Source organism: Arthrobacter sp. NicSoilC5 (assembly GCF_019977395.1).
GTDB lineage: Bacteria > Actinomycetota > Actinomycetes > Actinomycetales > Micrococcaceae > Arthrobacter.
The window spans coordinates 3,060,329-3,080,919 of sequence record NZ_AP024660.1; the positions used below are offsets into that span (position 1 = coordinate 3,060,329).

Here is a 20,591-nt window from a genome sequence, read left to right on the forward strand (position 1 = left end):
GGTGTGGGGGCGCCTTCGGGCAAGGAAGGCGCCCCCGGGTTTTACGGTGCGTTGCCGCTCAGGGCTCGGCGTGCTGGCCGGCGCCGGCCGGATCCAGGGCCTCGGACCGGATGCCCTCCGTGACGCGGCCGGAACGGCTCAACGCCACCATCAGGACGGCGGACAGGAGCATGAAGCCGCCCACCACGAACATCGGCACGGTGTAGTCGCCTGTCCAGTCCTTGAGCCAGCCGGTGATGTAGCCGGCGCTGAAGCCTGCCAGGTTGCCCACGGTGTTGATCAGGGCGATGCCGGCTGCCGCTGCCGCACCGGTCAGGAACTGCGTGGGGACCGTCCAGAAGTTGGGCAGCGCGGCGAAAATGGCCATGGCCGTGATGGTGATGACGGCGATGGTGGCTGCCGGGCTTCCCGCAAAGAGTGCCAGCGGGATGCTCAGTCCACCCACCAGGGCCGGTACTGCGATGTGCCAGGTCTTGACGCCGCGCTTGGTGGCGTCCTTGGACCAGAAGTACAGGGCGATGGCTGCCGGCAGGTACGGGATGGCGGTGATCAGGCCCTTTTGGAAGACGTCGAACTTGGTGCCGTAGACGCCTTCGAAGCCGGAGATGATGGTCGGCAGGAAGAAGCCGAGGGCGTAAAGGCCGTAGATGAAGCCGAAGTAGATCAGGGAGAGCATCCAGACGCGGCCGTTGCCGAAGACGGTGCGTACGCTGACGTGCTTGTTGCCCGCGGCGGTTTCGTTCTTTTCCTTCTCCAGCGCGCCGGTCAGCCAGGTCTTTTCCTCGGCGCTGAGCCACTTGGCCTTGGCGGGGGAGTCGGCCAGGTAGAACCAGGAAACGATGCCGATGAGGATGGCGGGGATGGCAACGCCGAGGAACATCACGCGCCAGCCTTCGAGCCCGAAGAGGCCGTGCTGCTGGATGAGGATGCCGGCCAGCGGGGCGCCGATGACGGTGGTCAGCGGCTGGGCCAGGTAGAACAGGGCCAGGATCTTGCTGCGGTGCCTGGCGGGAACCCAGAGGCTCAGGAAGAGGATGGCGCCGGGGAAGAATCCGGCTTCGGCCACGCCCAGGATGAAGCGCAGGATGTAGAGCTGCTCAACGTTGGCCACCCAGGTGAACAGCAGGGAGACGATGCCCCAGCTGACCATGATGCGGGCCAGCCAGCGGCGGGCTCCGAACTTGTGGAGCGCCAGGTTGGAGGGGACCTCCAGCAGGATGTAGCCGATGAAGAAGACGCCGGAGGCGAAGCCGAACTGGGCGGCGTTCAGGGCCAGGTCCTTGTTCATGCCGTTGGGGCCGGCGAAAGAGATGGCGGTGCGGTCGAGATAGTTGATGAAGAACATCAGCGCGACGAACGGGACAAGCCTGATCGCCACTTTCCTGATTGCGGATTTTTCGACCACCGATTGTGTGGTGTCCACGTTGACTCCTAGATGTTGGTGTCCCGGCCGCATCCGTCACTGGAGGCGTGGGGCTGTCTCATGTGCACGCGGGCTTGGGGTTCCGCGGCGGCTGAAGCTGTGAGTTCCACCATAGGACTGAAACAAGAATTGGTCAACCGGTTGACTGGTTCCCGTCCGATGACAATCCCGTAGGTGGTCCTCTGGGGCCGTCCGGCGTGGTCAACCAGTTGTTACGCTTGGGTGGTGTCCGTAGAATCCGCCGCCGCGACGGCCAAGATCAGTGCCGCCCTGGGCTCTCTGGGGCAGGGTTCAGTGGTGTCGGAAGTGGCCGAGCGCCTGCTGGCCTTTTTCACCAGCGGTGATATTGCCCCGGGAACCAGGCTCCCTGCCGAGCGCACGCTGGCCGCCTCCCTTGGCGTTGGCCGGTCAGCGGTGCGGGAGGCCCTCGCTGCGCTGGAAATCCTTGGCATCGTGGTGGTCCGGCCGGGATCCGGCACTTATCTTCGGGACGGCGTCTCGGAGCTTCTGCCCCGCACCCTGAGCTGGGGCATGATGCTGGGCGCCCCACGCACGCGCGAACTCGTGGAACTGCGCAGCGGACTCGAGGTGCAGGCCGCCCAACTGGCCGCAGGGCGCATCACCGACGAGGCGCTGGAGCGGATGCGCTCAAACCTGGACACGATGGAACGCACGCTTGACGACCTTACGGCCTTCGTTGAGGCCGACGCCTCGTTCCACCGCGAAATCGCCGCGGCTTCCGGGAACCAGGTGCTCCAGGAACTCCTGCAAAGCATCCGCTCGTTGCTGCGGATCTGGGTGGACCGGGCCCTCACGGACGAAGGGCATGCTGCTGCCGCGCTGAAGGAGCACACCAAAATCTACGAAGCGCTGGCCGCCCGGGATGCCGGTGCCGTGACGGCAACCATGAGCTCCCACATGGAGACGGCTACCCGGCGCCTGCTGGCGGGATTCGACGCCGCCCAGTAGGCCCGGGGCGTCAGGCTGGCTTTCCCGCCAGCTGTTCGCGGCCAGGTTTCCCGGTGGTGGCCGGGCACGGCCCCACTGACCCGCGCCGCACCAGGGTTGCCGTGAATTGTGCGGGAGCGGCAGGCGGGAGCCCCTCCATTTGCCGGATCAACGCCTTCGCTGCCGCCACTCCCATGTTGTAGACGGGCTGGGCGATGACCGTGAGGGGCGGGGTTGTCAGCCTGGTCCACGCAAAGTCGTCGTACATCAGGAATGAAACATCCGCTGGAATGGACAGGCCCAGTTCCTGGATCGCTTCCACCACGCTGAGGGCGATGAGGCCGTCGGACGCCACCGCGGCCGTGGCCCGGTCCGGACCCCTGAGCACTTCCCGGGTAATGCTGCGGATGGAGTCTTCATCGCCCGCGTTCAACCGGACCAAGTCCTCCGGAAAAGCCAGCCCGTATTCCAGGAAGGCCTCCCGCATGCCTTCGATACGGTCGGCAATCTGTGAGGACTCCAGCGTCATTCCGGGGGTGTACGGGGCATTAGTCCTCAACGTGGAAATGAAGGCGATCCGGCGGTGGCCCGCATCCAGCAGGTACCGCGTAGCCTCGCGCGAAATCCGTGCCATGTCCACGGCCATGGTCTCAACCGGCATGTCCCCGGCAGTGCGGTCGATGAAGACCATGGGCCGGCCTGACCGGTGCACCTCCTGGAGGTGTCCGGTGTCCACCGAGGACGCAGGAGCGACGATCAGCCCGTCCACGCGCTTGTCCAGCAGCACCCGCACTGCGTCCACTTCCGCCTCGCGGTCCTCGTCCGTATTGACCAGGATGACGTTGTAGCCGGCCTTCTTTGCCGTGTCCGTGATGCCCCGGGTCGCCAGTCCGAAGTGGGGGTTCTCGATGTCACCCACCACCACGCCGATGGTGTGCGATTTGCCCGTGTTCATGCTGCGCGCAAGCTCATTGGGCCGGTAGGAAAGGGCCTCCGCCGCGGCCTGGACGCGCTCGCGGACGTCGTCGCTGACGGCGCCGTAATTGCCCAACGCGCGGGCTGCCTGGGCCTTGGAGACCTGGGCTGCCTTTGCGACGTCTGCAACGGTGACGTCCCGCCGCCGTGCTCCTTCAGCGCTCATCTTCACCTTTCGAAGAGGCTGTTGACGCCCCCTGTGACTTCCGCTACATTTCTATCCATCGATGTGAGTCCGGTCTCAATCTTAGGGTGTGAGACCGGACTCAACAAGAGCATCGGCGACTTTCTTCGGCGGCCCTGACAGCACCGCCTCCCTCCCAACGATTGGACAACGCTGTGAAGAAAAAGAACCTCCGCCCGGCCGGAATCGCCGCCGCAGCACTGGCTGCGGTCCTGGCGCTCTCCGGCTGCAGCTCCACCTCCGCCGCTTCCACCACTGAGAACAACCCTTACGGCCTGATCCAGCCGGGCACCATCCGCGTGGCCAGCCTGGGCGACTCCAAGCCGTACACCTTCGCCGACGCGTCCGGTAATTTCACCGGCTTCGACGTCGAACTGTTCAAGGATGTGGCCCACCGGGCCGGTGTGGACAACGTGGTCTTCACCGGACAGGACTTTTCCGGCCTCCTGGCCGCAGTGGCCAACGGGCAGTTCGACGCCGGTGTGGCCGCGATCGGCATCACGGACAAGCGGAAGGAAACCGTGGACTTCTCGGACGGCTACCTGGCCGGTTACCTGACGGTGATCACCACCAAGACGTCGGGCATCACAAGCGCTGAGGGCCTGGCCGGCAAGCGCCTGGGTGTGGTCCAGGGAACCCTGCAGGAAGCGTACGCCGTCAAGAACTTCACCTCGGCCAGCCTGGTCCGCTTCCCGGACAACAACACCGCCATCGCGGCCGTGAACAGCGGCAGCGCGGACGCCCACTTCCTGGATTACGAGGCAGCGAAGGCCTACGAGGACCAGCACGGCCTGGTCAGCGCCGCGGACATCCCGTCCTTCGACGCTCCGGCCGGGTTCGCCGTCGCCAAGGGCAAGACCGCCTTCAAGGAAGCCCTGAACAAGGGCTTGGCCGCCGCCATGGAGGACGGCACCTGGAAGAAGCTCTACCAGAAATGGTTCCCGGGCTCCCCGATGCCCAAGCAGTACCTGCCCAAGGCCGAACAGGCCGCCTCCGCCTCACCCGCGCCCAGCAAGTAGCCCGCGCACCAGCCCTCCGGCTTCACTGCCGGGGCGGGCCCCGCTGGCCGCGGCCCGCCCCGGCACCTCCACCCAATCTACGTCTGAGAGCAACCATGGACTGGTTCAACACCATCATCCGTACTTTCTTCGACTTCGGCGCTATGGCCGAGGTCCTGCCCCAACTGTTGGCGGTCGGCCTGCTGAACACGCTGATCATCTCCATCGCCGCCACCGTCCTTGGCACGGTGCTGGGGATGGTGGTGGCCGTCATGGGCATCTCACCCTCGAAATGGCTGCGGGTTCCGGCCCGGATCTACACCGACCTTTTCCGGGGCCTGCCGGCCATCCTGACCATCCTGCTGATCGGCCAGGGCTTCGCCCGGCTCAGCCAATCGATCTTCGGGCCGTCCCCTTACCCGCTGGGCATCATCGCACTGAGCCTGATCGCCAGCGCCTACATCGGCGAGATCTTCCGCGCCGGCATCCTCAGCGTGGACAAGGGCCAGGGCGAGGCCTGCCGCGCCCTGGGGATGAGCTACGCCAAGTCCATGGCCCTGGTGGTGGTGCCCCAGGGCGTACGCCGGGTGCTTCCGGCCCTGGTGAACCAGTTCATCGCGATCGTCAAGGACTCCTCCCTGGTGTACTTCCTGGGCCTGCTGGTCACCGAACGCGAACTCTTCCGCGTGGGCCAGGACGCCGCCGTGCTCTCCGGCAACCTCTCACCCCTGGTCGCGGCAGGCCTGTTCTACCTGGTCATCACCGTCCCGCTGACGCACCTGGTAAACCACTTCGACAACAAGTTCCGCACCGGACGCCGCCGGGCCGCGCCACCCACCAGCGGGCTGAAGGAAGTCAAGGAACTCGACGCGGCCTCGCCGCTTACCACCGGGAGCAACACATGAACACCCCCACACAAAACACCACCACAGCAGGCCGCATAGGGGCCCCGACCTTCCACGGCTCCAGCCTGGAACTGCACAACGTCACCATGGCTTACGGCGACATCGACGTCCTGCGCAACGTCAGCCTCACGGTCGCCCCCGGAACCACCACCTGCATCATCGGCCCCTCCGGCTCCGGCAAATCCACCCTGCTGCGGGGCATCAACCGCCTCCACGAACCCAAAAGCGGCGACGTGCTGCTCGCCGGCGACAGCACCCTGGGCACCAACCCGGACACCCTGCGCACCCGCATCGGCATGGTCTTCCAGCACTTCAACCTCTTCCCGGACCACACTGCGGAAGAAAACGTTGCCCTGGCCCTCTGGGCCGTCAAGGGCATGCCCAAGGCCCAGGCCATGGATCGCGCCCGCCAACGCCTGGCCGAAGTAGGCCTCGCCGAACGCGCCGACCACCGCCCCCGCGATCTCTCCGGCGGCCAGCAGCAGCGCGTCGCCATTGCCCGCGCCCTGGCCATGGAACCCGAAGTCATGCTCTTCGACGAAGCAACCAGCGCCCTGGATCCTGAGCTGGTCAAGGGCGTCCTGAACCTCATGGCGGGCCTGGGCCGCCGCGGCATGACCATGCTGGTGGTCACCCACGAAATGGGCTTCGCCCGCAAAGTCGCCGACCAGGTGGTCTTCATGGACGAAGGTGAAGTGGTTGAAGCAGGCACTCCCACCCAACTCTTCGACGACCCCCGCAGCGAACGCCTCCAGCGCTTCCTCTCCGAGGTGCTCTGATGGGTACGGTTCCCGCTGCACCCATCCGGACCGCCGTCGTCGGCTTTGGGATCTCCGGAAAGGTCTTCCACGCGCCGCTGATCGCGGCCAACCCGGATTTCTCGCTCGACGTGATCCTGACGGCCCGGCCCGGGCGCGCGGCCGAGGCGGCACGCCTCTACCCACGGGCACGGATCGTTGGAACTCCAGAAGAGCTTTTCGCCCTGTCCGCGGACCTGGACCTGGTCATCCTGGGCACCCCGCCGCACACCCACTTCGGACTGGCCGCGACGGCCATCGCTCATGGCCTGCACGTGGTGGTGGACAAGCCGTTCGTGCCCACGTCCGCCCTGGGTGGGGAACTGCTCAGCAGGGCGGACGACGGCGGGGTGCGGCTTACGGTGTTCCAGAACCGCCGGTGGGATGCAGACTTCCTTACCCTCCGGAAGATCCTGGCCTCGGGAGCGCTGGGGCAGGTCAGCAGCTTCGAATCACGGTTCGAGTGGTGGCGGCCGGGAGGGTTTGGGAACTGGCGGGACACCGTGTCCCTTGCCGAGGGCGGCGGCATCCTGCACGACCTGGGAGCCCACCTGATCGACCAGGCCATCCAGTTGTTTGGCCCGGTGGAACGGAGCTACGGCGAGACGGCCAACCGCGGGAAACATCCGGACGCTGCCGACACTGAGGCCTTCGTGTCACTGCTGCATGCCTCCGGAGTACGCTCCCGGCTGTGGATGAACGGCATGGCCGCCCAGGCGGGCGCCCGCTTCCACGTCCTCGGCTCCGCGGCCGGGTACACCAAGTGGGGTCTTGACGGCCAGGAACCTGCGCTCGCAGCGGGTATGCCGCCGTCGGATCCGGCATATGGCCTCGACCCCCAGGAGTCTTGGGGGCTCCTGGGCATCGATGGTGCAACGTCCCCCGTTCCTGCCGAACGCGGCGCCTACCCGCAGTTTTACGTGCAACTGGCCGCAGCCCTGCACGGGGAGGGGCCGCTGCCCGTCGACCCCGCCGGCCCCCTCGAAGTACTGAAAGTCATCGAGGGGATCCACGCCCTGGCCTGAGGCTCCCCCCAACTCTTCTCCATGACGCACCGTTCGCGTCCAACCCAGAACCACGAATTCCAAAGAAAGGGACACCAATGTCCTCTGCCACAGCCACCAAGCGCGTCGCCATTATCGGCGGCGGAATCCTGGGCGTTTCCACCGCCGTGCACCTGCTCCGCGAAGGCGTCTCCGTGATCCTGCTGACCGAGCGCGGCCTGGCCAGCGAAGCCAGCGGCCGTTCCCTGTCCTGGCTCAACTCAGCGGGCGAACGGTCCACCCCGTACCACCAACTGCGGGTTGCCGGCGTGGACCGCTACCGCACGCTCTTCGCCTCGGACCCCAAGCGGGAGTGGCTCCAGTTCGGAGGCGGACTCATGTGGAACGCGGACGGGCAGGCTGAAACGACCGAGGCGCGGCACGCTTACGAGAAGTCCATCGGTTACGACTCCAAACTGCTGGCTCCGGAAGAGATTGCAACAGCCACCCCCGGTATCGATTCCAGTGCCGTACCGGACAACGCCATCTTCAACCCCGGCGAAGGCTGGGTCAGCCTTCCGGACCTGATCGACTTCCTGATGGAGGAGTTCCACTCCCGTGGCGGCGAACTGGTCCTCAATGCCGGCAAGGCCTCCGTCATGGTGGAGGGCGGCCGCACCACCGGCGTGGAGACCTCGTCCGGTGGGACCTACCCGGCCGACGCCGTCCTGGTGGCGTGCGGGGCAGCGACGCCCGCCGTCGTCCAGCCCCTGGGCGTGCACATCCCCAATGGTTCGCCGGTGTCCATGCTGGTGGTGACCAAACAGGTGCAGCACGACGTCACCGCCGTGATGAACACCCCGCGCGCCGCGCTCCGGCCCAACCCCGGCGGCACGTTCGCGCTGGACCACGACTGGTACGAGGAACACATCACCGAGCACGCGGACGGTTCCTTCACCGTCCCGGAAGAAGTGGTGCAGGAACTGGCTGATGAAGCCTCCAGGCTGGTTGCCAGCAATCCGGAACTCAAGCCGGCCTCCTGGAAGATGGGCTACAAGCCGATCCCCGGTGACGGCGAACCCGTCCTGGGCGAACTCGGCCAGGTGCCGGGCTGCTTCGTTGCCTTCACGCACTCCGGTGCCACCCTGGGCCTTATCGCCGGCGAACTTCTTGCCGGTGAAATCCTGACGGGCCGGAAGCACCCCATGCTGGCGACGTTCCGGCCGGGGCGGTTCTCCTAGGTCATGCGCGAAGGAGCGGGACCGCAGACGTGCGGCCCCGCTCCTGGACGCGCGCCGAAGGTCAGGCGCCCAAATGCCCCGTAAGGCGGCGGTGGAAGCCGGTGCTGCGCTCATCGAGGCCTTCAATGGCGACCTCGGCGCCGTGGTGCCCGTACTTGGTTTCGATGGAGTCCAGGGCGGCCACCGTTGATGCGTCCCAGATCTGGGCGCGGCTAAGATCGATGGTCACCGAGGCGGGATCGTCGGCGTACGCGAAATGCTCCACGAGGTCATTGCTGCTGCCGAAGAACAGCGGCCCCACCACCTCGTAACGCACGCTTCCGCCGTCGTCCGCCAGGTTCCGCTCGACGGTGATGACGTGGGCCACCCGGCGGGCGAACAGCACCATCGCCAGGATGACGCCCACCAGCACTCCGTAGGCCAGGTTGCCCGTGAAGACCACGACGGCCACCGTGACTCCCATGACGATCGTCTCCGGCAGTGGCATCCGCTTGAGGGTGGACGGCCTGACGCTGTGCCAGTCCACCGTGGTGACGGCCACGACCATCATCACCGCGGCCAGGGCCACCATGGGGATCTGCCCCATGATCGGGCTCAGCCCCGTCACCAGGGCCAGCAGGAACACCCCGGCCACAACCGTTGAGATGCGGGTCCGCGCCTGGCCGGTCTTCACATTGAGGACGGTCTGGCCGATCATGGCGCAGCCGGCGATGCCGCCGTAGAACCCGGCGAGGATGTTCGAGACGCCCAGGCCCCAGGACTCGCGGCCCTTGTGCGAGGGCGTCTCGGTGATGTCATCGACCAGTTTCGCCGTGAGGAGGGTTTCCATGAGGCCGACGAACGCCACGCTCAGCGCCGTGGGCAGGACCAGCTTGAAGGTCTCAACATCAAGCGGAACCAGGAACGGGGTGAATCCCGGCATCTGGCCGGTCAGGGGCCCCTCGTCGGCGACGTTGGGAACAGCAAGGCCCGCAAGGATGGCGATCGCCGTGACGACGACGATGGCCACCAGCGGTGACGGGACCACCTTGGTGAAGCGGGGGAGGACGAAAATAATGGCCAGCGTCAGGGCAAACAGGACGTAGGCGAGCCAGGGGACGTTGAGGACATGGGGCACCTGCGCCATGAAAATCAGCACACCCAGGGCGTTGACGAACCCGATCATCACTGATCGCGGGATGAACCGCATCAGGCGGGCAAGCCCGGCCAGGCCAAAGACCACCTGGATTACCCCTGCAAGCAGCACCGTGGGCAGGACGTACTGGACACCGTGCTCGTGCACCAGCGGTGCGATGACCAGGGCCACGGAGCCCGCAGCCGCCGTTACGACGCCGGGCCGTCCGCCAAGGATGGACATCGCCAAGGCAAGCACGATGGAGGCGACGAGGCTGACCATCGGATCCACCCCGGCCACGATCGAGAACGAAATGACCTCCGGGACGAGCGCGAGGGTGGTGACCATGCCGGCGAGGACTTCGCGGGTCAGCTGCCGCGGAGAGCGCAGCGCGGCCATGACGGTATTCGGCTGCCGGGTGGGGCGGGGGCGGTCGGCGACGGCCAAGGAGCGGCTCCAGGGACTTGGCTCTCAGGAAAGAGCGGGTGGGCAACGTTGGGCGCGCCACGGTGCGCAAGGGTCCAGCCCTGCCATGGAAGACAATTGGGGTGGAGAGAAAAGTGCCGGTGACTGCCGGCTGCGCATGCAACACTACCCTAACGTGAGGGTTGAGCCGGATGGGTGACGTGATGGTGAAAGAGATGACCGCCGAAGAAGTGGTGGCCACAATGCATATCGGCGAACTCGCGGACCGTTCGCAGATGTCCCTGCGCACCATCCGCCACTACGACGAGGTGGGCCTGCTCAAACCGTCCGGCCGCACCGACGGCGGATTCCGCCTCTACACCGAGCGCGATTTCACGCGCCTGCTGCTGATCCGCAGGATGAAACCGCTGGGGTTCACGCTCGAAGCCATGGCCGGGCTCCTGAAGGTCATTGACGCTTTGGAGGCGGCCGAGCCGGGCGAGGATGTTACGGCCATCAGGACTGAGTTGAACGGTTTCATTGAAGAAGCAGCGCGGCGCCGTGCGAAGTTGGAGGAACAACTCGGCATGGCCGACGAGTTCCTGGCGCTGCTGCGCGCTCGGTAGGGGACCCGCCGCTGTTGCCAAACTGTGCCTTGCCGCCCGGCCATGGCCCCGGGGCAGCAGTAAGCACGGCTGATAAAATGACCGGGTTGCAGGGCGGCCCAGAGAGCCGGTGCAACCAGTGCCGTAACAAAGTAGGGGACCACACAATCATGACGGCAGGCGGGTCACACCTTGAGACGTCGGAGAGCCGGCCGGGCAAACCGGTCGACCCCTCCGTGCCCGCCAGGGGCCGCGCCTACCTCGCCACCATCGAAGGTTTCATCGGCGCCCTCATGATGTTTGTCGGCTCCATCGGCACGGGCTGGATCGCCAACGGCTCGCCCATGATCCGCCAGCCGGTGGTCATCGCGCTCCGCACCGAGGGGTGGGGTGTTGCCGTGTCCACCGTGCTGCTGACGGCCGGCGCCATGCTCCTGATGCGCTCCTGGCTGAGGCTGGGCCAGCGGCTGGGGGACTGGGGGCAGTCCTCGCTGCGGTCCGTGGTGGTGGCCATCTCCGCCTGGTCCCTGCCGCTGCTGTTCTGCGTCCCGGTCTTTTCCCGCGACGTCTACGCCTATACCGGCCAGGGACGCCTGGTCCAGGAGGGCCAGAACCCGTATGAGGTGGGCATTTCCACCCTCAACAACTGGTTTTCGCTGGGCGCCGACCCCGCCTGGGCCGAGAACCGGACCCCCTACGGGCCGTACTTCCTGTGGCTGGCGCGCGCCGTCGTGGGGCTGACCGGCGCCCAGCCCGACGCGTCAGTCCTGCTCTTCAGGCTCCTGGCCGGCGTCGGCGTCCTGCTCTGCGTCATCTACGTCCCCAAGCTGGCCGAACTGCACGGCATCAACGGTGCGCGGGCCCTCTGGATCTCCGTGGCCAACCCGTTGTTCCTCATCAGCTTCATCGCCAGTGCCCACAACGACGCACTCATGGTGGGGCTCGCCGTCGCCGGTGTCTACCTGGCCGCCACCCGCCGCTACCTGCCGGGCATCCTCCTGGTCACCGCCTCCATCGGCATCAAGCCCATCACCGTGCTGCTGCTGCCGTTCATCGGGGTCATGTGGGCGGGCCCTTCCGCTTCCTGGCCGCGCAAGTTCCTGATGTGGGGCGCGACGGCGGCCATCAGCTTTGGCGTGCTGGCCCTCAGCGGCATCCCCTACAACCTGGGCATCGGCTGGACCTGGGCCATTATGGACCCCACCCCGGGCTACACGGGCTACTCGCCGTCGGGCTTCCTGGGCCAGCAGGTGGAGATGCTCGCCAACGCCCTGGGCCTGCCCGGCGGAACACTGGCCACCTGGCTGAGGACGGCCATGAAGTGGGCCGCCATCGCCCTGGTCCTGCTGCTGATGTTCCGCGGCGACTACTCCCGGGCGGTGCGCCGGATGGCCCTGGCGTTCACCGCCGTAGTGATGCTCTCACCCATCATCCAGCCCTGGTACATCCTCTGGTTCCTGCCGTTCCTCGCGGTCACCGGCATCCGGGACGACTGGCAGATCCGCTCGCTGTACGTGGGCGTGACGTTCTTCGTGGTGTTCGGCGCCCAGGACCAGCTCTCGGTCTGGTCCTTCGTGGAACTTCCCATCGACGCGTCCTCCCTGGCGTTCTTCACCGCCCTGGCCTTCACGTTCTACCTGCTGGTGCTGGACGTCCACACCCGGAAACTGCTCATCGAGGGAAAGCCCCTCGACCTGGCCCGGCGCGGGTGGCAGTGGGCCGTGGGACGGCGGGCGGCACGCCGCACCCGCGCACCCCAGGCCCCAGCCGCCGTCGACCGGTCCGAAAGCCGCTAGCCGGGCGGCCGGCCACATAAAAAGCTAGGCTTCCGCCGGCACCCGCGTGGAGGTCTTGCGGCCCAGTTCCGCCGTGCGCTTCACCGACCACCACAGCAGCACCACCAGGAGCACGTTGCGGGTGGTGAGGATGGCCGCCATGACCGGGTGGGCGTGGATCAGGGGCGTGTAGAACAGCGGGTAGATCACGAACGTTGTCATGGCGATGCCCATCAGCAGGGCCGCTGGCACCTTCCAGCGCTCCCAGTCGTGGGCCAGGCCGGCGATGATCACCGGGGCCAGCCAGATGATGAACTGCGGCGAGCCCACCTTGTTGAAGACGATGAACGCGGTGACCATCATGAGGGAGCCCTCAAGGAACAGTTCCTCGCGCTCGGCGCCCCGCCGCATGGCACGCACCAGCAGGATGGCGGCGGTCACGGCGGCGAGGACCAGCAGCGGCTGCATCAGGAACGCTGCAGTACTGGCTCCGGGGCCGTAGACCTCGGTGGAGTTGATGGCCGTGTTGTCCGCCATCTTGGAACCGGCGATGTGGAAGACGCTCAGCCAGACCCACGGTGTGGAGAAGGTGGCCTCGAGCTGCATGCCGCGCTCGCCCTGGTTGAGCAGGAAGTCCATGATGTGCGGCAGCCCGCCGGTCAGCCAGGTCCCCAGTCCAACGACGGCGGTCACAGCGGCACCGGCGAGCACCACCTGGATGCGCTTGTGGCTGGCGATGACGATGGGTACCAGCACGGCTGCAGGCCACACCTTGATCCAGGTGGCCACGCTGAGCAGGACGCCCGCCACCACGGGCCGGTCAGCCGCGTAGAGCAGCGCGATCAGCACGATCGGTGCGGTGATGCCTTCCACCCGGGCGAAGCTCAGGTAGCCCATGAAGACGGTGAAGAACAGCCACCACCACGCCGGAGCCACGCCCGTCATCTTCCGCGGGCCGCGGGTCAGATAGAGCAGGCCGACGGCGTTGAGTGCCGTGATGATCAGGAACCAGACCAGCAGGTAGAGGCCCGGCCCGGCGATATTCGCCAGGAAAATGGGGATTTGCGCCAGCACGGGGTAGACCCAGGGGCTGATCTTCCCGGTCAGGTCCGCCGGGTTGTACCCGTCCATGGCCCACTGCCGGTACTGCTCGGTGTCGCTGAACGTATCGCCGTTCAGGAAGAAGGACGCCATCCAGCCCAGGAAGTACAAGTGGACGACGGCGAAGCCCCACCACACGCTGGACGGACGGGCGAACCAGTCCACCACCTTGGCTGGCAGGACTTTGCTGCGGACCGTCACCAAACGGTCAAAGAACCTTGTGGAAATCTCAGGTCTCCTTGAGCGCGGGGGCGGGTGCGGCGGTCTTCTTGCCCAGTGAGTACAGGCGCCGGACGCTCCACAGGAACAGGACCACCAGCAGGATGTTGCGGATGGTCAGCACCAGTGCCATCCACGGGTTGTTGTGGCTGAGGGCGTCGTAGAAGAGGGGGTAGATGAAGTAGGTGGCCACGGCGATGGCGATCAGCATCAGTGCCGGGACGCGCCATTCGCGCCAGCTGTGCGCCAGGCCGACGGCGACGGCGGGGCCCAGCCACACCATGAACTGGGGCGAGCCCACCTTGTTGAACACCACGAAGGCGGCGGCCAGGGCGAGGGCGCCGGCCAGAAGCAGCTCGGTCCGGTCCACGCCGCCGGCCACCTTGTGCTGCTTGCCGTTGTGGAGCGCCCAGAAGGCCAGGCCTGCCACCAGCAGGGCGGCCAGGACCAGGAGCGGCTGCATCAGCACGGACATGGTGGCGGTGCCGGGGCCGTCCACCTGCATGGAGTTGATGTCCGTGTTCATGTACATCCGGGAGCCGCCCACGTTCAGAACGGAAAGCCAGAGCCACGGGGTGGTGAAGGTGGCCTCGAGCTGCATGCCGCGGTCGCCCTGCTGGGTGAGGAAGTTCAGGAGCTTGGGGACGCTGCCTAGGGCTGCCGCCAGCGCAACGACGCCCGCCGTCGTCGCGATTCCTGCCAGCACCACCAGCAGGCGGTTCTTCACGACGGCGAACAGGGCCAGCATGATGGCCGCCGGCCAGACCTTCACCCAGGTGCCGATGGCCAGCAGGACCGAGGCGATGAACGGGCGCTGGACGCCGTATGCCAGGGCCACGAGGACCAGCGGGGCGGTGAGGCCGTCAACGCGGGCGAAGCCGAGCCAGCCCATGAGGAACGTGAAGGCCAGCCACCACCAGCCCGCGGGGATGGCGTTGGCGTTGCGGCCGCGCCCGGTGAGTTTCAGCAGCGCCCAGCCATTGAGGACGGTTGTCATGAGGACCCAGAGGAAGAAGAACGGTCCAGGGCCTGCGAGGCCCGCAATAGCCATGGGGATCAGGGCCAGGATGGGATAAACCCAGGGGCTGGGGCCGCCCCGGAGGTTGGCGTCGTTGAAGCCGGCCATGGCCCAGTCGCGGTAGATGAAGGTGTCGCTGAACGCCTCGCCGCGCAGGGAGAGCGAAGCTGCGAAGACCAGGAAGACCAAATGGACCACGATGAAGCCGCCCAGCAGTCCGCGCCCGGAGTTCAGGCCGCTCCGCACGGGCGCGGGGAGGATGACATTGCGGATCCTGGTCAGATTGCCGAAGAGAGCGTCGGTGGAAATGGCGGAATCCTTGTCAGGTCGTTGCACAGTCAGCGGTCGCGCAATAATGGCTCGGGTGGGCCGCGGGGCGGGTTTCGGAGGCAGATGGAAGCCCCGGAAAACGGCTCCCACTCCCTTTCAACTCTAATTGACAGCGCCCTGCGGCCAGTAATTGTCAGGACAAAGGGTGGCGCCCAAGGCGCTGACCTGCGTCATTTATCTAAAGTTGCTGGCACATTTTTGCTCAGGCACCATGGGTTGAGGCGCGAAAGCGCCAACCGCCTATGCAGCCAGGGGGAGCGCTGGGCGGGGTATGCCCACCCATCCCCTGAAAGACACAGGCAACATCCATGAACTTCCCCCTGACCCTCACCGTCTCCGACCGCCACAGCATGGACACCGAGCTGGACGCCGCGGTCGCAGCTGCTAAGGCCCATGCACTGATCGGCCGCCGCCACGGCATCCTGGTGACCCGCCATGGCGCCGACAAGTTCACGGTGGACCTCAGCGACGCCGTCCCCTTCGGCCTCACCCGCGAACACCAGGCCTGGTAGGCCCCTTCAGCCGGCGGCTGACACAGCCGGCCCCCTGGCACAAAGCCGGTCGTCGAACTTACCCTGCCCCTGACGGCGGCGCCTTTGGCGCCGCCGTCAGTGCCGGCGTCGCCCGCTTGCCGCGTCTAGCTGCCGGCGCTGCTGTCCCCGCCGCCGCCCACGCGGTTGCTGCGCTGCTGCAGCCGGTCGATGTGCTTTGACGCCTCCGCCTTGCTCAGGTCAGCGGGAAGTTCCTCCCCCGCCTCGCGTGCAAGGGTATCGAGGTAGCTGCGCTGGGCTGCCGTCATGGGCTCGTCCCCGGTCACCCAGTCTTCCGGGTCCCTGTTGAGCCCTGCGTTAGGTTCGGGTTCCGGGCTGCCGATCGTTTCCTGGTTGCTGTCGCTCATGGGTACGAGTCTAGGCCGGGGCGCAGACATTCCACTGGAGCGTGCGCTCTGGAATGCCTCCGCTTGAATAAGTCGGGGAATCATGGAGACGTTGAGTAGGTAGACGCCGGACATCAACGCAGCCAGGAGAATGACTCGATGGATACCAAGCTCAAAGTCGCAGTGCTCGGGACGGGAATCATGGGAGCGGCCATGGCCCGGAACCTCCTGCGGGCCGGTCACGAGGTTTCCGTGTGGAACCGGGATGCGACCAAAACGGAACCCCTGGCTGCTGACGGCGCCCGGCGTGCCGCCAGTCCCGCCGACGCCGTGGAAGCGGCCGACGTGGTCCTGACCATGCTCTATGACGCCGCCGCGGTGGAAGAAGTGGTCCGGGCTGCAGCCCCGGGCTTCCGGCCAGGCACGGCCTGGATCCAGTCCACCACCGTGGGTGTGCAGGACGCGCCCGCTGTGGCCAAACTGGCCGCCGAGCTCAGCCTGGACCTGGTGGAAGCGCCCGTGTCAGGCACCCGCGCGCCCGCTGAAGCCGGCCAGCTCCTGGTGCTGGCCGCCGGGCCTGACGCTGTGCGCCGGCGGGTGGCACCGGTGCTGGATGCCATTGGCGCCCGAACCATCTGGACGGGCAGGACCCCGCTGAAGGGTCCGCCGCGCGGCTCAAACTTGTGGTGAACAGCTGGGTCATTGCCGCCTCCAACGCCGCCGGCGAGGTGGTTGCCCTTGCCCAGGCGCTCGGGGTCGATCCGCAGCAGTTCCTCAACGTAATCGACGGCGGCGGACTGGACCTTCCCTACCTACGGACCAAGATGGGGCTCATCCTGGATGAGGGACTCGAGCCTGCGTCCTTCGCCGTGGACACTGGCTGCAAGGATGCACACCTGATCGTCGATGCCGCCGCTGAGCAGGGCCTCAAGCTCGACGGCGCCGAAGCGTTCGCCGCCCGGCTGGACCGGGTGGCAGAACAGGGCCGCGCCAAGCAGGACATGGCTGCGGCGTACTACGCCAGCAGGTAGCAGCCGGGGCTCCCAGAGCAGGCTGGATAGCGCTTGCCCATTGACGTAATGCACGTCACCTTCTATATTGGATGAATCGATTCAAGAGCTGCCGCCCAAGCCCGTCCCCCGTGGGTTTCTGCGCAGACACCGCCCCAACTGTTTCCAGGGGTTTCGGTTCCTTGCCAATGAAGACGAAGGACAAGCACATGAGCACCACCCCAACCCGCGTAGCCCCTTCCAGTCCAGCTGCCGGCGCGGGTCTGCGGGATCCGAAGAAGGCCGCAATGAGCGGCTGGATCGGAAGTGCCCTTGAGTACTACGACTTCGCGCTGTACTCGCTGGCTGCCACGCTGATCTTCCCGACCATCTTCTTTCCCGCGGAAAACCCGACCGTTGGGATCATTGCCTCCCTTGCAACCTATGCGGTGGGATACGTCTCCCGCCCGGTAGGCGCCGTCGTCCTCGGTGCTTACGGGGACCGGCACGGACGCAAGAAGGTGCTCGTCTTCGCCATGCTGCTCATGGGCTTTGCCACCTTTGCCGTCGGGCTCCTGCCCACGTACGGGCAGGTGGGCCTCCTCGCCCCCGCCCTCCTGGTGATCCTCCGCCTGATCCAGGGCTTCGCGGTGGCCGGCGAACTGGGCGGCGCCAGCGCGATGATCGTCGAACACTCGCCGGATGCCCGGCGCGGCTTCTTCGCCAGCTTCAGCCTCCAGGGCACCCAGGTGGGGTCGATCCTGGCCACCGCCGTCCTGCTGCCGCTCGCCGCCCTCCTTCCGGCTGACCAGTTCGGCTCCTGGGGCTGGCGCATCCCGTTCCTGCTCAGCGCCGTCGTCATCTTTGCCGGCTACCTCATCCGCCGCCGCGTGACCGAGCCTCCCGCCTACGCCGCGCAGCCCGGGACCGCCGGGGCCGCGCAGCGCTTTCCACTCGCCGAGCTCCTGCGCACCCGGCCGGGCGCACTGCTCCGCTGCATCCTCATGACCTTCACCAATGTCATCGGCATGGCCACCCTGATCTTCGGCGTCTCCTTTGCCACCCAGAAGGGCTACGGCAACGGGTTCTCCAGCAGCGAGTTCCTGTGGGTGACGCTGGTGGCCAATATCGCGGCCGTGGCCACCATTCCGGTGTTCGGCGCGCTCTCGGACAGGATCGGCCGGCGGATGCTGATGGCGGCCGGCGGCGTCACCGGCGGCGTCCTGGTGACCGGATACCTCTGGGCGATCGAGCAGGGGAGCCTGCCACTGGTCTTCGTCTGCGTGGTGATCGTGCAGGGCATCTTCTTCCAGATGTGGAACGCCACATTCGCCACGTTCTTCCAGGAGCAGTTCCCCATGCGGATCCGGGTGACCGGCTTCGCTGTCTCGCAGAACATCGGGCTCATGATCGCGTCGTTCTTCCCGAGCATTTTCACCGCGATCGCCCCTCCCGGCTCGGCGAACATCCCGCTGACCATCGGCCTGACTACGCTCGGCATCTGCCTGGTCTCCGCGGTGGCCACCCTGATGTCCTCCGACACCAGGGGTACGTCCCTGGAGGACCTGGAGGCGCAAAAGACCGGACGCGCCGCGGGCCGCGCTTAGGTCCGCCGTTCAACGACGAAGAGGGAGGGGCGGCGCGTGCTGCCCCTCCCTTCTTCGTGTGCCGGCCCGTGGCCCCGGCGGGGGCGGGCTCCGCGCGGTTCTTTTGTATAGATGTATACAAGTATGATGGCGAGTGGAGGTGGCACATGCCCGAAACACCGGCCCGGAACACCGGCGCACACTTTGTCTACCAGGAACTCAAGCGCCGGATCCTGAGCCTTGAGCTGAAACCGGGGGAGCGCATCTACGAACCGGCGATGGCATCGGCGCTGCAGGTGAGCCGCACGCCGCTGCGTGAGGCCATCCGGCGCCTCATCTCGGAAAGCCTGCTGGAACAGCAGCCCACGGGCGGGGTGCTGGTCCCGTCACTGGACGAAGCCGCCATCTCAGAACTGTACGAGGTCCGCGCGGCAATGGAGTCACTGATGGCACGCAACGCCTGCCTGAAAGCGACTCCTGCTGACATCGAAGCCCTGCACGGCATCCTTGAACGCAACGCCGCCATGGTGACGTTCGCCGATGACGCCATGCAGCAGGGCATGGCGCTGCACTCAAAAATCGCCGCGATCGCCGGAAACTCCTGGGCCCGTCGCTTCCACGGCCAGATCTCGAGCCATATGGAGCGGTACCGGCACTTCACCAACAGTACCCAGGAGCGCCGGGACCAGGCCCTGGCCCAGCACCGGACCCTGGTGGATGCAGTGGCCGGCGGCGATCCGGACAAGGCTGCCGCCATCGCTTTCGAGCACGTGATGGGCGCCCGGGACGCCGCGGTGCGGGCCATCTCCGGCGCCACAACCAGCGCATGATCGGTGAACTCGGGCGGCGCACGTCCACGGCCCTGCTGGTCCATTCCGCACTCATCCAGGCCGTCACCTTCCTGGTCCGCCCTGCAGCCACCTACCGTGCGCTCGAGCTCGATGTCCCCGGCTTCGCCCTGGGCCTGCTCGCCGCCAGCTACGCCGTCTTTCCGCTGCTGCTTGCCGTGCCCACGGGCGGCCTGGTGGACCGCCTGGGTGAGCGCAGGCTCATGGCGATCGGGTCCTCCGTCGTCCTCTCCTGCTCTGCCTTCCTGCTGCTGTGGGGCTCCTCGATCGTGGCCCTGGTCATCGGAACCGCGCTGCTGGGGGCCGGGCAACTGGCGTGCGTCGTGGGGCAGCAGGCGGTGGTGGCCAACAATGCCGCCTCGTCCCGGATGGACTCCGCGTTCGGATACCTGACGTTTGCCGCGTCCCTGGGGCAGGCCCTGGGGCCGCTGGCGATTTCCCTGGTGGGCGGCGCATCCATCCGTCCCGACACCCAGGCGATCTTCCTTCTTTCGGTCGTCATGAGCCTGGTGCTGTTCGCCACCACCTTTGTTGTCCCGGCCCACGTCAGCGCCGGGAGGAAGAAGGCCGTTTCCGCCGTTACGGGCAGTGCGGTATCCCTGCTGAAGTCACCCGGCGTGGCCCGCGCCCTCGCCACCAGCGCCACCGTCCTGGCCGTGGTGGACCTGACCATGGTCTACCTGCCGGCCCTCGGCGCCGACCGTGGACTCACAGCGGCAACCGTGGGCGCCATGCTGACCGTCCGCGCCGTCTTCTCCATGGTGTCACGGCTCCTGCTGGGCCGGGTGTCCCGGAGGATCGGCCGGATGCGGCTGCTGGTGGTGAGCCTGGCCCTGTCCACCGCGGCTTTGGCGGCTGCGGCCATTCCCATGCCGGCGTGGTTGCTCTTTGGTGTTATGGCCGTGCTGGGGCTGGGCCTGGGCATCGGCCAGCCGCTGACCATGTCCTGGCTTTCGGCGCAGGCGCCGGCCGGGCAGCGGGGGCGTGCACTGGCCCTGCGGCTCGCCGGCAACCGGGTGGGACAGGTGGTCCTGCCCAGCGCCATCGGCGTCGTAGCCGCCGGGCTGGGTGCGGGCGGCGTGTTCCTGGCGTCAGCCGTCGTGGTGGGAGGGACGCTCCTGCTGCTTCGCGGGGTGCAGCTGGACTGACAGCTGCTGCCCAGCGTCACGCCGGGCAGGCTTTCAGGCAGCGCACGACGGCGGGTCCCCGGGTTTCCGGGGATTCCCCGTCCCAGGTGGGCCGAAAGCGTGCCATGCGTGACGCCGTCGTC

At 66.9% G+C, this 20,591-nt stretch carries 20 protein-coding genes; 14 read left to right on the forward strand and 6 right to left on the reverse strand.

Annotated features, from left to right (window positions below; translation table 11 throughout):
* Nucleotides 1-58: 58 nt before the first annotated feature.
* Nucleotides 59-1,423, reverse strand: coding sequence for an MFS transporter (locus LDO22_RS14315; protein WP_224024039.1), 1,365 nt, complete (start codon nucleotides 1,421-1,423; stop codon nucleotides 59-61).
* A 225-nt stretch (nucleotides 1,424-1,648) separates the two neighbouring features.
* On the opposite strand from LDO22_RS14315, the gene LDO22_RS14320 reads away from it, so the two are divergent.
* On the forward strand, nucleotides 1,649-2,392 hold the full coding sequence (locus LDO22_RS14320) for a FadR/GntR family transcriptional regulator (protein WP_224024041.1): 744 nt from the start codon (nucleotides 1,649-1,651) through the stop codon (nucleotides 2,390-2,392).
* A 10-nt stretch (nucleotides 2,393-2,402) separates the two neighbouring features.
* Here the strand turns inward: LDO22_RS14320 and LDO22_RS14325 are convergent, their stop codons facing one another.
* Entirely contained in the window at nucleotides 2,403-3,512 is a 1,110-nt protein-coding gene (locus LDO22_RS14325) for a LacI family DNA-binding transcriptional regulator (RefSeq protein ID WP_224024043.1), read from the reverse strand.
* A 173-nt stretch (nucleotides 3,513-3,685) separates the two neighbouring features.
* Between LDO22_RS14325 and LDO22_RS14330 the strand changes: the two genes are divergently transcribed.
* From LDO22_RS14330 to LDO22_RS14350, 5 genes are all read left to right on the forward strand, one after another.
* On the forward strand, nucleotides 3,686-4,549 hold the full coding sequence (locus tag LDO22_RS14330) for an ABC transporter substrate-binding protein (protein ID WP_224024045.1): 864 nt from the start codon (nucleotides 3,686-3,688) through the stop codon (nucleotides 4,547-4,549).
* A gap of 95 nt (nucleotides 4,550-4,644) precedes the next feature.
* Nucleotides 4,645-5,433: an amino acid ABC transporter permease gene (locus LDO22_RS14335; RefSeq protein WP_159634867.1), complete on the forward strand. Its 789-nt coding sequence runs from the start codon at nucleotides 4,645-4,647 to the stop codon at nucleotides 5,431-5,433.
* Complete coding sequence (locus LDO22_RS14340) at nucleotides 5,430-6,212, forward strand: amino acid ABC transporter ATP-binding protein (protein ID WP_275966755.1); 783 nt, start codon at nucleotides 5,430-5,432, stop codon at nucleotides 6,210-6,212. The genes LDO22_RS14335 and LDO22_RS14340 overlap by 4 nt, the downstream gene beginning before the upstream one ends.
* A complete protein-coding gene (locus LDO22_RS14345) occupies nucleotides 6,212-7,255 on the forward strand; it encodes a Gfo/Idh/MocA family oxidoreductase (protein WP_224024047.1) in 1,044 nt (347 codons plus the stop codon). The genes LDO22_RS14340 and LDO22_RS14345 overlap by 1 nt, the downstream gene beginning before the upstream one ends.
* A 77-nt stretch (nucleotides 7,256-7,332) precedes the next feature.
* Nucleotides 7,333-8,454: an FAD-binding oxidoreductase gene (locus tag LDO22_RS14350; protein ID WP_224024049.1), complete on the forward strand. Its 1,122-nt coding sequence runs from the start codon at nucleotides 7,333-7,335 to the stop codon at nucleotides 8,452-8,454.
* 61 nt (nucleotides 8,455-8,515) lie between these two features.
* Here LDO22_RS14350 and LDO22_RS14355 read toward each other — a convergent pair whose 3' ends face one another.
* Nucleotides 8,516-9,967, reverse strand: a complete 1,452-nt coding sequence (locus tag LDO22_RS14355; protein ID WP_224027250.1) for a SulP family inorganic anion transporter — start codon at nucleotides 9,965-9,967, stop codon at nucleotides 8,516-8,518.
* A 230-nt stretch (nucleotides 9,968-10,197) separates the two neighbouring features.
* On the opposite strand from LDO22_RS14355, the gene LDO22_RS14360 reads away from it, so the two are divergent.
* Nucleotides 10,198-10,599: a MerR family transcriptional regulator gene (locus LDO22_RS14360; protein WP_224027251.1), complete on the forward strand. Its 402-nt coding sequence runs from the start codon at nucleotides 10,198-10,200 to the stop codon at nucleotides 10,597-10,599.
* A 149-nt stretch (nucleotides 10,600-10,748) separates the two neighbouring features.
* A complete protein-coding gene (gene mptB, locus LDO22_RS14365) occupies nucleotides 10,749-12,374 on the forward strand; it encodes a polyprenol phosphomannose-dependent alpha 1,6 mannosyltransferase MptB (protein ID WP_224024051.1) in 1,626 nt (541 codons plus the stop codon).
* Between the two features lie 24 nt (nucleotides 12,375-12,398).
* Here the strand turns inward: mptB and LDO22_RS14370 are convergent, their stop codons facing one another.
* Nucleotides 12,399-13,655: a glycosyltransferase 87 family protein gene (locus tag LDO22_RS14370; protein ID WP_224024053.1), complete on the reverse strand. Its 1,257-nt coding sequence runs from the start codon at nucleotides 13,653-13,655 to the stop codon at nucleotides 12,399-12,401.
* Between the two features lie 28 nt (nucleotides 13,656-13,683).
* The gene (locus tag LDO22_RS14375) at nucleotides 13,684-14,973 is read right to left on the reverse strand and encodes a glycosyltransferase family 87 protein (RefSeq protein ID WP_201302542.1); all 1,290 of its coding nucleotides are present in this window, start codon (nucleotides 14,971-14,973) and stop codon (nucleotides 13,684-13,686) included.
* A 356-nt stretch (nucleotides 14,974-15,329) separates the two neighbouring features.
* On the opposite strand from LDO22_RS14375, the gene LDO22_RS14380 reads away from it, so the two are divergent.
* The gene (locus tag LDO22_RS14380) at nucleotides 15,330-15,533 is read left to right on the forward strand and encodes a hypothetical protein (RefSeq protein ID WP_159634846.1); all 204 of its coding nucleotides are present in this window, start codon (nucleotides 15,330-15,332) and stop codon (nucleotides 15,531-15,533) included.
* A gap of 125 nt (nucleotides 15,534-15,658) precedes the next feature.
* Here LDO22_RS14380 and LDO22_RS14385 read toward each other — a convergent pair whose 3' ends face one another.
* Nucleotides 15,659-15,919, reverse strand: coding sequence for a DUF3072 domain-containing protein (locus LDO22_RS14385; protein WP_159634843.1), 261 nt, complete (start codon nucleotides 15,917-15,919; stop codon nucleotides 15,659-15,661).
* A 138-nt stretch (nucleotides 15,920-16,057) separates the two neighbouring features.
* Here LDO22_RS14385 and LDO22_RS14390 point away from each other — a divergent pair, with 138 nt between their 5' ends.
* The 5 genes from LDO22_RS14390 to LDO22_RS14410 all read left to right on the forward strand — a co-directional run bounded on the left by LDO22_RS14390 (nucleotide 16,058) and on the right by LDO22_RS14410 (nucleotide 20,469).
* Nucleotides 16,058-16,588: an NAD(P)-binding domain-containing protein gene (locus tag LDO22_RS14390; protein WP_224024055.1), complete on the forward strand. Its 531-nt coding sequence runs from the start codon at nucleotides 16,058-16,060 to the stop codon at nucleotides 16,586-16,588.
* The gene (locus LDO22_RS14395) at nucleotides 16,585-16,929 is read left to right on the forward strand and encodes an NAD-binding protein (protein ID WP_263422183.1); all 345 of its coding nucleotides are present in this window, start codon (nucleotides 16,585-16,587) and stop codon (nucleotides 16,927-16,929) included. The genes LDO22_RS14390 and LDO22_RS14395 overlap by 4 nt, the downstream gene beginning before the upstream one ends.
* Nucleotides 16,930-17,117: 188 nt before the next feature.
* Nucleotides 17,118-18,494 carry an MFS transporter gene (locus LDO22_RS14400; protein WP_224024057.1) on the forward strand — a complete coding sequence of 459 codons (1,377 nt, stop codon included), beginning with the start codon at nucleotides 17,118-17,120 and terminating at the stop codon, nucleotides 18,492-18,494.
* A 146-nt stretch (nucleotides 18,495-18,640) separates the two neighbouring features.
* The gene (locus LDO22_RS14405) at nucleotides 18,641-19,303 is read left to right on the forward strand and encodes a GntR family transcriptional regulator (protein WP_224024059.1); all 663 of its coding nucleotides are present in this window, start codon (nucleotides 18,641-18,643) and stop codon (nucleotides 19,301-19,303) included.
* Complete coding sequence (locus tag LDO22_RS14410; RefSeq protein ID WP_224024061.1) at nucleotides 19,300-20,469, forward strand: MFS transporter; 1,170 nt, start codon at nucleotides 19,300-19,302, stop codon at nucleotides 20,467-20,469. Before LDO22_RS14405 ends, LDO22_RS14410 begins: the two co-directional genes overlap by 4 nt.
* The last annotated feature ends 122 nt before the right edge of the window (nucleotides 20,470-20,591 follow it).

Excerpts from the sequence above, each read along its gene's own strand:
- LDO22_RS14325 (WP_224024043.1), bottom strand. The coding sequence starts at position 3,512 with ATGAGCGCTGAAGGAGCACGGCGGCGGGACGTCACCGTTGCAGACGTC.
- LDO22_RS14335 (WP_159634867.1), top strand. The coding sequence starts at position 4,645 with ATGGACTGGTTCAACACCATCATCCGTACTTTCTTCGACTTCGGCGCT.
- LDO22_RS14340 (WP_275966755.1), top strand. The coding sequence starts at position 5,430 with ATGAACACCCCCACACAAAACACCACCACAGCAGGCCGCATAGGGGCC.
- LDO22_RS14345 (WP_224024047.1), top strand. The coding sequence starts at position 6,212 with ATGGGTACGGTTCCCGCTGCACCCATCCGGACCGCCGTCGTCGGCTTT.
- LDO22_RS14350 (WP_224024049.1), top strand. The coding sequence starts at position 7,333 with ATGTCCTCTGCCACAGCCACCAAGCGCGTCGCCATTATCGGCGGCGGA.
- LDO22_RS14355 (WP_224027250.1), bottom strand. The coding sequence starts at position 9,967 with ATGGCCGCGCTGCGCTCTCCGCGGCAGCTGACCCGCGAAGTCCTCGCC.
- LDO22_RS14360 (WP_224027251.1), top strand. The coding sequence starts at position 10,198 with ATGGTGAAAGAGATGACCGCCGAAGAAGTGGTGGCCACAATGCATATC.
- mptB (WP_224024051.1), top strand. The coding sequence starts at position 10,749 with ATGACGGCAGGCGGGTCACACCTTGAGACGTCGGAGAGCCGGCCGGGC.
- LDO22_RS14380 (WP_159634846.1), top strand. The coding sequence starts at position 15,330 with ATGAACTTCCCCCTGACCCTCACCGTCTCCGACCGCCACAGCATGGAC.
- LDO22_RS14385 (WP_159634843.1), bottom strand. The coding sequence starts at position 15,919 with ATGAGCGACAGCAACCAGGAAACGATCGGCAGCCCGGAACCCGAACCT.
- LDO22_RS14390 (WP_224024055.1), top strand. The coding sequence starts at position 16,058 with ATGGATACCAAGCTCAAAGTCGCAGTGCTCGGGACGGGAATCATGGGA.
- LDO22_RS14400 (WP_224024057.1), top strand. The coding sequence starts at position 17,118 with ATGAGCACCACCCCAACCCGCGTAGCCCCTTCCAGTCCAGCTGCCGGC.
- LDO22_RS14405 (WP_224024059.1), top strand. The coding sequence starts at position 18,641 with ATGCCCGAAACACCGGCCCGGAACACCGGCGCACACTTTGTCTACCAG.
- LDO22_RS14410 (WP_224024061.1), top strand. The coding sequence starts at position 19,300 with ATGATCGGTGAACTCGGGCGGCGCACGTCCACGGCCCTGCTGGTCCAT.